General features: G+C 70.0%; 12 protein-coding genes. 3 read left to right on the forward strand and 9 right to left on the reverse strand.

Annotated elements, in window-relative coordinates; translation table 11 throughout:
- Nucleotides 1–50: 50 nt before the first annotated feature.
- From ACK1X7_RS46545 to ACK1X7_RS46575, 7 genes are all read right to left on the reverse strand, one after another.
- A complete protein-coding gene (locus tag ACK1X7_RS46545; RefSeq protein ID WP_385157668.1) occupies nucleotides 51–1,361 on the reverse strand; it encodes an aspartate aminotransferase family protein in 1,311 nt (436 codons plus the stop codon).
- Nucleotides 1,358–3,079: an acetolactate synthase catalytic subunit gene (locus ACK1X7_RS46550; RefSeq protein WP_385157665.1), complete on the reverse strand. Its 1,722-nt coding sequence runs from the start codon at nucleotides 3,077–3,079 to the stop codon at nucleotides 1,358–1,360. The genes ACK1X7_RS46545 and ACK1X7_RS46550 overlap by 4 nt, the downstream gene beginning before the upstream one ends.
- A 194-nt stretch (nucleotides 3,080–3,273) precedes the next feature.
- Nucleotides 3,274–4,554, reverse strand: a complete 1,281-nt coding sequence (gene aroA, locus ACK1X7_RS46555) for a 3-phosphoshikimate 1-carboxyvinyltransferase (protein ID WP_390792358.1) — start codon at nucleotides 4,552–4,554, stop codon at nucleotides 3,274–3,276.
- Nucleotides 4,555–4,751: 197 nt separating this feature from the next.
- On the reverse strand, nucleotides 4,752–4,997 hold the full coding sequence (locus ACK1X7_RS46560; RefSeq protein ID WP_078646749.1) for a hypothetical protein: 246 nt from the start codon (nucleotides 4,995–4,997) through the stop codon (nucleotides 4,752–4,754).
- Complete coding sequence (locus ACK1X7_RS46565) at nucleotides 4,997–5,647, reverse strand: GntR family transcriptional regulator (protein ID WP_385158378.1); 651 nt, start codon at nucleotides 5,645–5,647, stop codon at nucleotides 4,997–4,999. Before ACK1X7_RS46565 ends, ACK1X7_RS46560 begins: the two co-directional genes overlap by 1 nt.
- 510 nt (nucleotides 5,648–6,157) lie before the next feature.
- Nucleotides 6,158–7,438 (reverse strand): metal-dependent hydrolase family protein, encoded by a 1,281-nt coding sequence (locus ACK1X7_RS46570; protein ID WP_390792360.1) that lies wholly within the window; start codon nucleotides 7,436–7,438, stop codon nucleotides 6,158–6,160.
- Nucleotides 7,435–8,571 (reverse strand): aminotransferase class V-fold PLP-dependent enzyme, encoded by a 1,137-nt coding sequence (locus tag ACK1X7_RS46575; protein WP_385157961.1) that lies wholly within the window; start codon nucleotides 8,569–8,571, stop codon nucleotides 7,435–7,437. Before ACK1X7_RS46575 ends, ACK1X7_RS46570 begins: the two co-directional genes overlap by 4 nt.
- Nucleotides 8,572–8,796: 225 nt before the next feature.
- Between ACK1X7_RS46575 and ACK1X7_RS46580 the strand changes: the two genes are divergently transcribed.
- The 3 genes from ACK1X7_RS46580 (at nucleotide 8,797) to ACK1X7_RS46590 (ending at nucleotide 11,153) form a co-directional block, all read left to right on the forward strand.
- Nucleotides 8,797–9,018: a DUF3311 domain-containing protein gene (locus ACK1X7_RS46580; protein WP_413116740.1), complete on the forward strand. Its 222-nt coding sequence runs from the start codon at nucleotides 8,797–8,799 to the stop codon at nucleotides 9,016–9,018.
- A gap of 9 nt (nucleotides 9,019–9,027) precedes the next feature.
- Entirely contained in the window at nucleotides 9,028–10,533 is a 1,506-nt protein-coding gene (locus ACK1X7_RS46585) for a sodium:solute symporter family protein (protein WP_413116741.1), read from the forward strand.
- A gap of 83 nt (nucleotides 10,534–10,616) precedes the next feature.
- On the forward strand, nucleotides 10,617–11,153 hold the full coding sequence (locus ACK1X7_RS46590) for a helix-turn-helix domain-containing protein (RefSeq protein ID WP_078646755.1): 537 nt from the start codon (nucleotides 10,617–10,619) through the stop codon (nucleotides 11,151–11,153).
- 81 nt (nucleotides 11,154–11,234) lie between these two features.
- Here ACK1X7_RS46590 and ACK1X7_RS46595 read toward each other — a convergent pair whose 3' ends face one another.
- Nucleotides 11,235–12,470 carry an alpha-D-ribose 1-methylphosphonate 5-triphosphate diphosphatase gene (locus ACK1X7_RS46595; protein WP_385156316.1) on the reverse strand — a complete coding sequence of 412 codons (1,236 nt, stop codon included), beginning with the start codon at nucleotides 12,468–12,470 and terminating at the stop codon, nucleotides 11,235–11,237.
- Nucleotides 12,467–13,285, reverse strand: a complete 819-nt coding sequence (locus ACK1X7_RS46600; RefSeq protein ID WP_413116742.1) for an ATP-binding cassette domain-containing protein — start codon at nucleotides 13,283–13,285, stop codon at nucleotides 12,467–12,469. Before ACK1X7_RS46600 ends, ACK1X7_RS46595 begins: the two co-directional genes overlap by 4 nt.
- Nucleotides 13,286–13,288: the final 3 nt, after the last annotated feature.

Raw genomic sequence — 13,288 nt, forward strand, 5'->3', positions numbered from 1 at the left:
GGGGCCCGCCGCTGCGGGATCTGGCGTGGCGGCAGCGGCCCGGGACGCGGTCAGGCGGCCGGCAGGCCGGAAACCGCGGCCAGCGCCCGGTCGACGGCGGCCAAGGTCCTGTCCACGTCGTCGTCGGTGTGGGCCGCGGAGACGTACCACAGCCCGGTCTCGCGGGCGTGGACACCATTGCGGACCATGTGTTCGGAGAAGTCGCGCAGCGGTGCGGTGCGACCGGCGAGCGCTTCCGCGTACGTGCGCAGCGGTTCGGGGGCGTCCCAGTGCAGACGGACCAGCGCGCCGGCACGCAGGGCCTGGAGCGGTGCCCCGTGCCGGGCGGCGAGCTGCTCGATGCCGTCCGCGAGCTTCCCGGTCAGACGGTCCAGACGGGGGTAGAGGGATTCCTGATCAGTCTCGAGGACATCGAGGGTCGCGTTGGCCGCGACGACCGACAACGCGTTGCCGTTGTACGTTCCGGCGTGCCCGATGGCGTGCTCGGCCACGCGCATCACCTCGGCGCGTCCGGCCACCGCGCTGATCGGGAAGCCGGACCCGAGAGCCTTGGCGAGCACGGTGAGGTCCGGGGTCACACCGGTGCGCTGCTGGGCCCCGCCGGGCCCCAGGCGGAAGCCGGTCACGACCTCGTCGAAGACGAGCAGACAGCCGTGCTGCTCGCACAGGCGGCGGGCGGTGGCCAGATACCCGTCGTCGGCCCACAGGTTGCCGCCGTTGACCGCTACGGGCTCCATGATGACCGCGGCGACGTCCGCACCATGACGCGCCAGCAGACCGGCCAGGGCCTCCGGGTCGTTCCAGGGGCACACCAGGATCTCGGGGCCGACCACGTTGTGGTCCGCGGCGATCACCGGACGCGGTGCCGGGCCGGTTCCCACGGGGCTGCCCGGCCCGTTGGCGGTCATGGGGTCGATCCACCCGTGGTAGTGGCCCTCGAACTTGACCGTCTTGCGCCGTCCGGTAGCGACGCGGGCGATCCGCAACGCCGCCTGCACGGCCTCGCTCCCGGTCACGTTGAGCAGGACCATCTCCGCGCTGGGCACCATCCGGACGATGCGCTCGGCCAGCTCGGCCTCCGCCTCGTGCTGACCGCCGTACAGCACTCCGGCGGCGAGCTGCGTACGCACGGCCTCGACCACCTCAGGCGGCTGGTGCCCGAGCAGCATCGGACCGTACCCGGCGACGTAGTCCACGTACTCGTTGCCGTCGATGTCGGTGATCCGGCTGCCCCGCGCGCTGGTGAAGGCCAGCGGGGTGGGGCGCAGCACGGCCCGCCGCGAGGAGTTCACCCCGCGCGGGATGACCTGGTGGGCACGGTGCAGGTACCTTTCCGAGCCGGTGAAGGACTCCGCGTTCACAGGGCGGCTCCGGCGGTCACCTCGCGCAGCGTGGCGTCGTCGTCCCAGGCGGAGATCGGCGGGAAGGCGTCCGCGGCGGTCAGCACGTCGATCACGGTGACGGCGGGGGAGCACAGCCCGTCACGGAGCGCACCGGCAAGATCGTCCGCGGAGTCGACACGGACACCTCGCGCCCCGCACGCGGTGGCGATGGCCGCGTGATCGATCGGGGTGATGTCGATGGCGCTGGTGTGTTCGGCGAACTGGTGCAGCTCTGAGTGCTTCTGGTAGCCGAGGATCGCGTTGTTGAGCACGATGACCGTGATAGGCAGGTTCATCCGGACGGCCGTCTCCAGCTCGGACCAGCAGTGCGCGAACCCGCCGTCACCGACCACAGCGACCACGGGGCTGTCCGGGCTCGCTGCCTTGGCACCGATCGCCATGGGGACTCCCCAGCCCAGCCCGGCCAGGCCGCGAGGAGACAGGAACCGTTGACCGCCGCGCCGGGCGCGCAGGTAGTTGGACATCCAGATGGAGCTGTAGCTCGCGTCGGCGACGACGATCGTCTCCGGCGTCAGCAGAGCGTCGAGCTCCCGCATGATCCTCTCGGGCCGGATCGGTGAGCCGTCCGCCGTCGCCCGGGGCTCGATACGCTCTTCGTGCTTGGCCCGGGCCTGCGCGATCCGACCGATCACCTGGTCGCGGGCCGCCGTGCGGGTGTCGAGCGGGGTGGACTTCAACTCGTCGACGATCGCGCGCAGGGTGAGCTTGGCGTCGCCGATCAGGCGGAAGGCTTCGTAGTTGCGGCCCACCTCGACCGGGTCCATGTCGATGTGGACGTATGTCGCCGTGGGCGGGAAGAGACGCCAGGCGTCCGTGGCGTTCTCGTTGGTTCGCGTACCCACGAACACGATCAGGTCCGCGTCCTCCACCAGGGGACGGGCGTCGTGAGTGGCCGAGTAGCTCCCCATGGCGTAGCCGATCACACCGACGGACAGCGGGTCGGTCTCGTCCACCGATCCCTTGCCCATGGGGGTCGTCGCCACCGGCAGCGCCCCGAGGTGCTGCAGCTCGGCCAGCTCGGGCACGGCCCCGGAGACGTGGACGCCGCCCCCGGCGACCACGAGCGGCCGTTTGGCCATGGCGAGCAGATCAGCGACGTGTTTGATCGGCTCGGGGCCAGGGAGATACCGGTCCAGCGGGAAGTGGCCGTAGCCGGCGCGGCGTGACGTCGCTACTGGGACGGGCTCGGCCAGAACGTCTTTGGGGACCAACAGCACGACTGGTCCGGGGCGGCCTGACGTCGCTTCGGTGACCGCCGCGTCGACGTAGTCATCGACCCTGGCGGGGTCGTCGATCCGGCGGATCGCCTTGGTACACGCGTCGAAGAGTTTCTCATGGTCCAGCTCCTGGAAGGCGTTGCGGTTCCGGGCCGCCTGCGGGACTTCCTGGACGATCGCGATCACGGGCACCGACGCCTTGAAGGCTTCGGCCAGTGGCGGCACGAGCAGGGTCGCGGCGGGGCCATTCTGAGCGGCCACGACGCCGATCCTGCCCGACACCCGTGCGTATCCGTCGGCCATCGCGCCGCCCGCGTTTTCGGTACGGTATACGATCTGCCGGATCGATTCTTCAGGCGCGGCCAGGAAGAACAGCGACGGCAGACTTTGTCCGAACACGTCGCTGACACCGTGGCGCCGCAATGCCGCCGCCAGCCCTCGCGCGACCGTACTTCCCATCTGGGATCTCCTCCATCAACGCTGTTCTGCGATTGTTCATGGAGTGGATCACGCGCATTCTCCAGAGGTCCAATAGATGGAATCGCTCTCGCGATAACCGTTGCTTATCGAGACGTGCGGAGTCGACTCCTTTCGATCTGTGTGGAAAATGGTGAACGCGGAAATGCAAAGTTGTGCCCGATTGACGCCGAATGTCACGACAGCCAGATGCTGCGAAGGCTGTTCAGTGTGTGGTGGAAGCCGGGAAAGGTCTTTTTCACGCATCCGGGATCGTCCAGGGTGATGCCAGGGGTGCGCAGGCCGGTGATGCTGAAGGCCATGGCGATGCGGTGGTCGCCGTGGCAGGCGATGTGTGCCGGGCGGGGCCGCGCGGGGTGGATCTCGATCCAGTTCCGCCCGACCAGGACCGGGACCCCGAGGGCGCGCAGATTCTCGGCGCAGGCTTCGAGCCGGTCGCATTCCTTGATCCGGGTGTTGTAGACGTCCTCGATACGGACCGGGCCGTCGGCGAACGGCGCGATGGCGGCCAGCGTGGGCATGGTGTCGGAGATGTCGCGCATGTTCACGGTGATGCCGGCCAGTCGTCCGCCGTCAGTACCGGCGACGGTCACGTGGTCCTCGGCCAGCGTGACGTGTGCTCCCATCCGGAAGAGCACCTGGGCAAAGCGCAGGTCGCCCTGCAGGCTGCCCGAGCCGAGCCCGGGGATGGTGACGCGGCGCCCGGTGAGCGCGGCCGCCGCCAGGAAGTAGCTCGCGGTGGAGGCGTCCGGCTCGATCGTGTAATCGGTGGCCATATAGGGCTGAGCGGGCACCGTGAAGGTGTCCCCGTCGCGGTGCACACGCACCCCGAAGCGCTCCATCATCGCCACGGTGATGTCCACGTACGGCACGGAGACCAGGTCGCTCACGGTGATGGTGAGCCCTTGCTCGGTGAGCGGACCGGCCAGCAGCAGTGCGGTGAGGAACTGGGAGGACAGTCCGGCGTCCAGAGTGACGTGCCCTCCCCTGATCCCATCGGCATGGACGGTCAACGGGTGATGGCCCTCCCGCTCCCGGTGGACGAGGGTGACGCCGAGGTCGCGCAGTGCCCGGGTGAGCGGGCCGAGAGGGCGGCGGCGCATCTGGGCGGACGCGTCGAAGTGGAAGACGCCGTGGCCGGCGGCGGCCAGCACCGGAAGGAACCGCGCGGTGGTGGCGCCGTCGCGGCAGAAGACCGATGCCTCCTCGGCCGCCGGTCCCCGCACGCGGCCCTCGACCGTCCACCGGTCCGGCTCGCGCTCCAACCGGTAGCCGAGCGCGGCGAGGCCCTCCGCGAACCCCATCGAGTCATCCGAGACCAGGGGCCTGTGCAGCACCGTGGTGCCTTGTGCCGCGGACGCCAGGAACAGCGCGCGGGCGGTGACGGACTTCGAGCCCGGGACGCCCTGGAATCGGAAGCGACCCTCGTTCAGGGGCGAGGAGAGTTCGTCGTTCATGCCTTTGGGCTGGTCCTTCGCGCGGTCGGGGTCGCGCTTGCCGGGGTTGGCCTCGGGAGAGGTTTGCCAGTTCGACTGGGTGTGGGCAGGAGACTAGCATGATCTGGAATTTCAATCCCGCTGCTCATGGATTAGCTAGATAGTTCATCCTTTGGTACTCCAGGCGTGGTTCGTGCGCAACGTCGCCCGGATACGGTTCACTTCGCGGGCGGTCCGGCCGCCCGGCGGCGAGCCGCGTCGTCGCGCCGCTGCCGGTTGTGCTCGGCGAACCACGCGCCCCATACCCTCAGGTCCCAGTGCATGACGCCGTTGATCATGCGCGGGGTCGGGTGGCCGTTCTCCTCGCGATCGCGCCACATCCTGGACAGCGGGTCCCGGGTGTAGCCGGTGTACTCCATGAGGTCGTGGCGGTTGGCGAACTGGCGGCCGTCGATGGTCTCCATCAGCTCTGCTCCGTACCGTGGACTGCTCGGCCAGGTGCAGACGTTAGGCAAGGGGGACGGGGGAGGGCATGGGTGCGAGCCCCATAAGGAAGGCGGCCCTTGTGTGGAGGGGGAGAGAGAAGCGGCAAGGGCCTGGGGTGCCGCCCTCCCCGACCGGGCAAGGCGCCGATGCGCAGGTCCCGAGTGCGGCTCTGGTGGGCGATCACGCGGTCGCGGGCCGCGCCCACGTCACGGCGCCGCACCGCGTCCAGGATTCCGGCGTGTTCCTCGAGGATTAGGCTGAGGTTGTCGGGGAGGTCGGTGGCCGGGGTGGTGTGCGCGTCGTACACCTTCAGTTGGGCGTCCAGACGGTCCATCAGTTCGGCGGGGTCCTTCGTGGCCGACGACTCCAGGGCGATACGCGCCTCGCAGATCTCCAGGACCTCCTCCGGCGTGCGCGTGCGGACGACGTAGCCGCGGGTCGCCCGCTCGACCAGACCGTCCTGTACGAGCCTGATAGCTTCCCGCACGGGGGTGCGCGAGACGTTGTACTGCGTGCTGAGGGTCGTGAGGATCAGGACGGTTCCGGGTCCTGCCTGCCCGCTGACGATGCTCTGCCGGATACGGGTGTAGTGGCTGCCCACGCGTCCGTCGTCCTGTGAAGTGGCCACGTCCACGGGAGTTCCAGCATGTACCGCGATGTCCAGTCGAGGTGGGGTGCGGTCGGGTGTGGAGCGGTGGCACGGCCGACGCTCGTACCGGACCGGCCGAGGCCGTCCAGGCCGGAGAGCTGCTGCTGTCGTCCTTGGCCTCCTGCTCCCTGAGCAACATCCCGTCCACGCCCAGGAGCGCGCATCCGGCCTGACCGGCGCGCAGGCCCACGTCGCTTACGAACGGGACCCGCAGGACCCCACCCGGTACGCCTGCATCCGCCTCGACCTGCGCCTGAACGGAGTGGAGTCACCCAGGAGGAAGCCGAGCCCCTGGCCGAACTCTTCACCGCTAGCTGCCCCATCTACAACACCCTCCGCCGGGACGGCAACGTCGTGATCGCCGTCCGGGCGGAATCCCCCGCGGACCGAGATCACCGGGTACGGGAAGAGGGATGATCGCCGGCCCCGGTGACTTCGGTGCCGTGAGGCCGGTGGCGCGGTTGTCCCCGAAGGCGGGCGCGCGGGTTCCTACTCTCCCGCGGTGTGACGGCCCGCCCCGGCTTCGAGCCTGCGCCGGATTCGGTCGCGCGCCTCGGCGTCACCGGTATCGAGGGTCGTGTCACGTATCGGGTGGGGGCGGCCGGCGGCCATGACGAAGCCGGGCTTGTGGAGGCCGGCGATGTCCTGGGTGGGGTCGCCGTCGACGGCGATCAGGTCGGCGCTCAGACCGGGTGCCAGTCGGCCGGTGACGTCTTTCAGGCCGCAGGCTTCGGCGGCGACGTCGGTCGCGCTGGCGATCACCTGGCGGTGGTTCATCCCGGCGTCGAGGTAGACCTCCAGGCAGTCGGCGTAGCGTTCGAAGTGGACGAGCGGGATGCCGGCGTCGGTTCCGGCGACCACGATGGCGTCCAGGGTGATGAGCTTGCGGAGATTGCCGATGACGGAGTCCCGCTCGTCCCAAGGACACATGTAGTGTTCGGCGGTGCAGGCGGTGTTCATCGCGGGGCTGACGACGACGTCCCGTTCGACGATCATGGCGGCGATGCGGGGATCGAATCGGGTGCCGGCCTGCGTGACCCAGCCGCAGTGTTCGATGCAGTCGACACCGGCGAGGACGGCCCGCTCGATGCCTTCGACGCCGAGTACGTGCGTGGTCACGGGCAGGCCGTGGGCATGAGCCTCGGTGACGAGGGCGGTGAGTTCGTCGAGGGAGTAACGGGTCTGGGACGGGTGGCTGCCGGGTGTCATGAACCCGCCCGTGGTCATGACCTTGATCAGGTCCACCCCTTGTTCGGCGTGCTCGCGCACCCGTGCCCGTATCTGGTCGACGCCGTCGGCGACGCCGCCCATGGACCAGGCATGGCCGCCTGTCACGGTGATCGGCGCGTTCGCGACCAGCATCCGGGGGGTGGCGTGGGGGAGTGTGGTGAGCCGATCGCGTATCTCGGTTCCCAGGGTGCCGGGTGCCCCGAGGTCGCGGGCGGTGGTGACGCCGGCGTCGAGCAGCCGCTGTGCGTTGGCCACCATCGTCCGGCGCAAGGCGTCCTGGTCCGAGGACATCCCCACGAGCAGACCGCTCGAGGTCGGATCCTGGCACAGGTGCACATGGCAGTCGATGAGTCCGGGCATCAAGGTGGTGTCCCCGAGGTCGGTGACCGTCTCGGCGGTGCTCGCCCAGGCCGGCGCGGAGCCGCGGGGACCGGCGTAGGCGATGGTGTCGCCTTCGACGCACACCACCGCGTCGTGGATCAGCGGTGCGGAGGACTCGGTCAGAAGTCTGGCAGCAGTGAGGGTGGTACGGGTGGTCACGACTGCCTCCGGTAGTCCTTGATCGCCGCGCACAGGCGGTCGATGTCGTCACTGGTGTTGTAGTAGTGGAAGGCGACGCGCAGGTTCGATCCGCGCGGTGCGGTGACGATCCGGCGGGTGGCCAGGAAGGCCGCCAAGGTGTCCGGGTCGGTATCGGCCACCGCGACCTGCGGTCCGGGCCGGGCACCGGGGGCCGGCCGGCTCAGCGTCTCGCCCGCCTCGGTCAGCCGGGCACCGGCTTCGGCGACCAGGTTCTCGACATGTTCCCACCGGGTGGTCGGGTCGACCTGGTTGAGCGTTTCGATTCCGGCCCGCGCCGCGTACACCGAGGGGATGGCGAGCGTACCGGATTCGAAGCGGCGGGCCTCCTCGGGGAAATCGAGGCCGGTCGGATCGAAGTCGAACGGGTTGGGACGTCCGAACCAGCCGGTCATCCGTGGCGGATGCTGGTCCGTGACACCGGACCGGGCGAAGAGCGCGGCGATCCCGGCAAGGCCCAGCATGTACTTCAGCGTGCCGAAGACGAGGTAGTCGCAGTCGATCTCGGCCACGTCGATCGGGACCACGCCGGCCGCCTGGTAGGCATCGACCAACACGCGCGCCCCCACCGCACGCGCGTGTTTGGCGATCTCGTTGACCGGCTGGAGGGATCCGTTCGTGTACAAGGCCAGCGGGACCGACACCAGCCGGGTGCTGTCATCGATTTGGGCGCGGTAGGCCTCCACCACACCCAGCGTGTGCATCGCCTCCTGGCCGACCCACCGAACCTCGCCCGGCCCCGGACGCTGGGCGTGCAGCACCTGACCGACGCTCGGGAACTCCGCGGCCATCGAGACGATCACACCGCCTCCTGCGAAGTCCACCGCGTTGGCCACCTGGAAGGCGCCGTGCGATGCGGAAGGCACGAGGGCGACCTCGCTGGTGGACGCGTTGAGGAAGCCTGCCACCGCGGTGCGCAGTCGCTCCACCTCCACCATCCAGTCACCCCACGGCGCGCCCTGATCACGCAGCGCGTAGGTCATTTCGGCCAGCGCCGTGGTGACACCGGCGGAGATGGCGCCCTGACTGCACGAGGCCAGGTGCGTGGTGTCGACCATGCTGGGGAACTGTGCCCGGAACCGGTCGGGATCCATGAGTCGCCTCCGTGAGCAACGTCTTTACAGATTCAGCCACAGTGAACACGCGTCAGCGTGGCTGCGCAATACCGGAAAGATATCCGCGTCCGAAGGGTTGACGGTGGGGCGTGCGTCACTCACATTGATGCAAATTCATCTCGGCTGAACACGTAGGCGGCGTTCGGTCAAGCCGAGTCAAGGCCATGTGCTGATCGGAGTAGCATGTCTAGACCACTAACCCCCGTGGCCGGGTCCACCCCCCGGCGCCGCTGGCACTGGCTCCTGCTGGCGGTCCCGCCCGTGTGGTGCATCGGCGTGATTCCCCTGGTCAACCGCGTCGACTACGTCCTTGGCTCGATCCCGTTCCTGCTGGTGTGGATGACACTCGGTGTCCTGATCGGATCGGCCGCCCTCGCGGGCGTCTACCTCGTCGACCGCTCCCGCGGCGATGCGGACCGGGTTTAGGGGCGGGACATGGCACTCTTCCTTGCCTTCGTGATCGCGGTCGGTTCCATCGTGTGGGGAGCCGTGGCAGCCGCCCGCGGCCGGACGATGAACATGCAGGAGTGGTCCGTGGGCGGGCGGCGCTTCGGCACCCTGCTGTTCTGGTTCCTGCTCGTCGGGGAAACGTTCACCACGTCCGCGCTGCTCGGCGCGTCTCAGGGAGTCTTCAGCAACGGCGCGCCCGGCTTCTTCGTCCTCGGCACCGTGGTCCTCAATGCCACGGTCGGCTACTGGATGGTCCCCAAGATCTGGCGCGCGGGTAAGCGGCGTGGGCTGGTGACCATGGCGGACTACTTCACCGCGCGATTCGAGGCGCCGTGGTTCGGTGGCCTGATCGCCGTGTTCGGCATCGTGGTCCTGCTGCTCTACGGCCAACTGCAGCTGACCGGACTGGGCCTCATCCTGGGCAGCCTGTTCGGTACCGGGGTGCCGACGGTTGCCTACATTGTGGCCGGCGGTGTCCTGGTGGCCGCGTTCGTCCTGGTCGGAGGCATGCGCAGTGCCGCTTACACGGCGATCGTCAAGGACATTCTCCTGGTCGTGGTCCTGATCGTGATCGCCGTCGGCGCGGCGAAGGCGGCCGGCGTCCACGGTCTGCCGGGCATCTTCGACGGTGTCAAGGACGCCCACCCCGCGGCGGCCACTCTCCCGGGAATCCTCGGAGACGCCGCGACGAACACCTGGTGGTGGATGAGCTTCCTGCTGCTCACTCCGCTGGGCGCCTTCGCCCTGCCCCATGTGTTCCAGGTGTCCTACAGCGCCAAGGACGTGACGACGATCCGCCGCAACCAGGTGATCCAGCCGTTGTACTCGCTGTTCTACGTCCTGATCGTCGTCATCGCGTTCGCCGCGCTGCTCGCGCTGCCGCACCTGGGCGCCGACCAGGCCAATCAGTCCCTGCTGCTGTTCGTGCAGGAGAAGTATCCGGACTGGGTCATCGGCGTCCTCGGAGGCGTGGGCATCCTCGTGGCACTCGTGCCCACCGCGGTGCTCATGCTCGCGGCCAGCAGCCTGCTGAGCAGCAACGTGATCGGCGCGGTATCGCCACGGTGGTCGTCGTCGCTGCCGCTGACCCGGTTCGGTGTGGTCGTGTTCACCGGCCTGTCGGTGCTCCTGGCCGCCACCAGCAACGACCAGCTGCTCACCATCATGACCAGCGTATACAGCGCTGTCGGCCAGTTGGCACCCGCGTTGTTCCTGTCCATGATGTGGCGACGGGTCACCGCACAGGGACTGGCCGCCGGTGCCATCTGCGGCGGGCTGATCGTCGGCGTCCCCGCCCTGGGCTCCGTCGTGCTCCAGGCCGTGCCCGCCGGCATGGTCGTCGGCCTGCCCGCCCTCGTCATCAACCTCGTGGTGACGGTCGTGGTCACCCTGGCCACCGCGCCTCCCTCGGACACCGCGATCGACGTCGGGATCGAAGAAGGGACGCCCACGGACCCGCAAGGAACCAAGGAAGCCAGCCTCGCCGGGTAACCCGGGGGGTTCCGGCCTCGGCCGCGTGTGCCGGGCGCTCCGCCCGAGGCACGCGGCCGAGGGCCGTACTGGATAATGATGCCGTGGCCGTGACAAGGATCCGTGAATACCGCACCCTCCGGGGCATGACCGTCCGGGAACTCGCCGACCGCGCCGGGGTGTCCACCGGCCTGATCAGCCAGGTTGAACGCGGTGTCACCGATCCCAGCCTGGAAACGATGCGACGGATCGCCGAGGTCCTCGACACCCCCTTGTTCAATCTGTTCCAGGACGGGGACCAGCAGACGGTCGCCGTCATCCGCCGCGACGACCGGTACCGGATCTCCTCGCCCCACCACGCCATCACCTACACCCGTGCCTCACCAGGCGGAGCAAGACTGGAAGTCCTCGAAGGATCACTCGAGCCCGGTGCCGTCTCCTCCGACACCCCCCGATCACACCCCTCGGAGGAGTGCGTCGTCGTCCTCACCGGTCGGCTCACGGTCCAGGTGGGCGACCAGACGCACATGCTGAAGGCCGGAGACAGCTGCCACTTCGACTCCAACATCCCGCACCGCTTTCTCAACGAGAGCAGGAGCACCGTTCGCTTCATGCTCAGCATCACGCCCCCCAGCTACTGACGCCGCGGCCCACGCGCGCCGGGCAGGCGCCGCGCCCCGCTCACCGGACCCCACGGCCCGGTGAGCGGGGCGCGACGGCCCTCAGCGCGAGGACGTCGCCGCGTCGGCGGGCTTCAGCAGCCGGGCCGCGGAGAGCGGAGCGCCGTCGCCGTCCCGGGACTCCTCGGCGAGCAGGGACATCCGTACGGTGGGCCGCCCGCCCTCGGCGGTGACGACGACCAGGTCGGCGCGGAGCCCCGGGACGAGGGCCCCGCGGTCGGCAAGCCCCGCGGTGCGCGCGGCGCCCGAGGTGATGAGTGCCACCGCGGTGTGCAGCGGCACCACCCCGCGCTCCGCCAGGCGCAGTGCGGCGGCGAGCAGGGCGGTGGGCATGTAGTCACTGGACAGGTTGTCCACCAGGCCCTCGGCGATCAGCGCCTCGGCGCCGACGTTGCCGCTGTGCGAGCCGCCGCGCAGCACGTTGGGGGCACCGGCGACGACCGGCATCCCGGCGTCCTGCGCGGCGCGGGCCGCCTCGCGGGTGGTGGGGAACTCGGCGACGGCGGCGCCCGCGGCCCGTACCCCGGAGAGCTCTTCCGCGCTCTCCACGTCGTGGGCGAGCAGCCGGATCCGCCCCGCGCGTACCTCCTGGCCGAGGTGGGCGAGGGTGCGGGCGCGCTGCGGGATGCCGTCGGCACGCTCGTCGATGCGGTGGCGGATGAACCGGTCGGCGTCCTCGGCGGACAGGTGCTCCTGCCGCTGGACGATCGCTCGGTACGCCTCCAGGTTCCGGTACTGGCCCTGGCCGGGGGTGTGGTCCTCGTACGAGACCAGCGGCGGCACGTCGGTGTGCGGCTGTCCGGTGAGGGCGCCCTTGAGGGCGTCCAGCGCGTCGGCGTCGCGGGCGTCGAGGCGGTGCAGCAGCCGGTGGTCGATCAGGCCGACGCCGGACGCGGCCCGTTCCCGTACGGCGGCGGCGAGCGCCAGCGAACGCTCGATGGTGCGGTCCTTCTCGGCGTTGGTCTGGTAGCTGACCGCGTGGTGCATCGTGGTGACGCCCGCCGCCCGGACCCGTCCCTCGAAGCTCAGGACGGCGAAGCCCGGCTCGAACTCCACGGTGGGGCGGGGGCGTTGCTCCTTCTCCAGCGCGTCGCTGTGGGTGTCGATGATGCCCGGCAACAGCAGGGCGCCGCCGAGGTCGACGGCTCCGGCCGGAACCGCGCCCGGGGTGACAGGGGCGACCTCGGTGATCCGGCCGTCCTCGACGACGACGAGGGCGTCGTCGAGGGTCCGGTCGGGAAGCACGGCGCGGGCGTGGGCGAACGCGTAGCGGCTCATCGGGCCACCTCCAGCGGCAGGTTCGGGTCGTGCAGGATCTCCCCGGGGGCGCCGGTGGCCAGCACCCGGCCGCCGCCGAGCACCACCACGCGGGTGGCGAGGCGCTCGATGGCGTCGAGGTCGTGGAAGACGGACAGGACGGCGGTACCGGTCTCCTCCAGGCGGGCGATGAGATCCAGGACCGCGGCGCGGTTGGCCGGGTCGAGGGCGGAGACGGGCTCGTCCAGCAGCAGCAACCGGGGCGGCGCGATGGTGCCGGCGGCGATGTTGACGCGCTGCTTCTGGCCGCCGGACAGGACGGTGGCGTGCATGTCCCACAGGTGTTCGGCGATGGCCACCTGGCGCAGCGCGGCGGCGGCGGCCTCCAGGGCGGCGGCCCGGCCCATACCGCGCGCGACCCCGGCCGAGGCGACGATGGAGATCACCGAGCGGCGCGGCTGGGGGCGCAGGAACTGGGATACGTACCCGATCTCCTGGCCGCGCAGCTCGGCGGCGTCGGCGTCGGGCAGCGCGGCCACGTCGAGGAGTTCACCGCCCGCGGTGCGGAACCAGATGTGGCCGGAGCCGGTGAGGTAGGTCCGGTACACGCAGCGCAGCAGGGTGGACTTGCCGGCGCCCGAGGTGCCGGCCAGGGCGACGTGCTCGCCGGGCCGGACGTCGAGGTCGACGCCGTGCAGGGCGTCGACGGTCCGGCCGTCGATGGTGTGCAGGGTGAAGTCCTTGCGCAGCCCGCGTACCGACAGGACGGTGTCGTCGGGGACGCCGGGGACGTGCGCGGGGATACCGGGCCGGACGGGGGTCTGTACGGGGGTCACTGT

Source organism: Streptomyces sp. CY-1, from assembly GCF_047218265.1.
GTDB lineage: Bacteria > Actinomycetota > Actinomycetes > Streptomycetales > Streptomycetaceae > Streptomyces > Streptomyces niphimycinicus.

Coding starts and splice junctions, on each gene's coding strand:
- ACK1X7_RS46585 (WP_413116741.1), top strand. CDS start 9,028: ATGGCACTCTTCCTTGCCTTCGTGATCGCGGTCGGTTCCATCGTGTGG.
- ACK1X7_RS46550 (WP_385157665.1), bottom strand. CDS start 3,079: ATGGGAAGTACGGTCGCGCGAGGGCTGGCGGCGGCATTGCGGCGCCAC.
- ACK1X7_RS46595 (WP_385156316.1), bottom strand. CDS start 12,470: ATGAGCCGCTACGCGTTCGCCCACGCCCGCGCCGTGCTTCCCGACCGG.
- ACK1X7_RS46575 (WP_385157961.1), bottom strand. CDS start 8,571: ATGGATCCCGACCGGTTCCGGGCACAGTTCCCCAGCATGGTCGACACC.
- aroA (WP_390792358.1), bottom strand. CDS start 4,554: ATGAACGACGAACTCTCCTCGCCCCTGAACGAGGGTCGCTTCCGATTC.
- ACK1X7_RS46560 (WP_078646749.1), bottom strand. CDS start 4,997: ATGGAGACCATCGACGGCCGCCAGTTCGCCAACCGCCACGACCTCATG.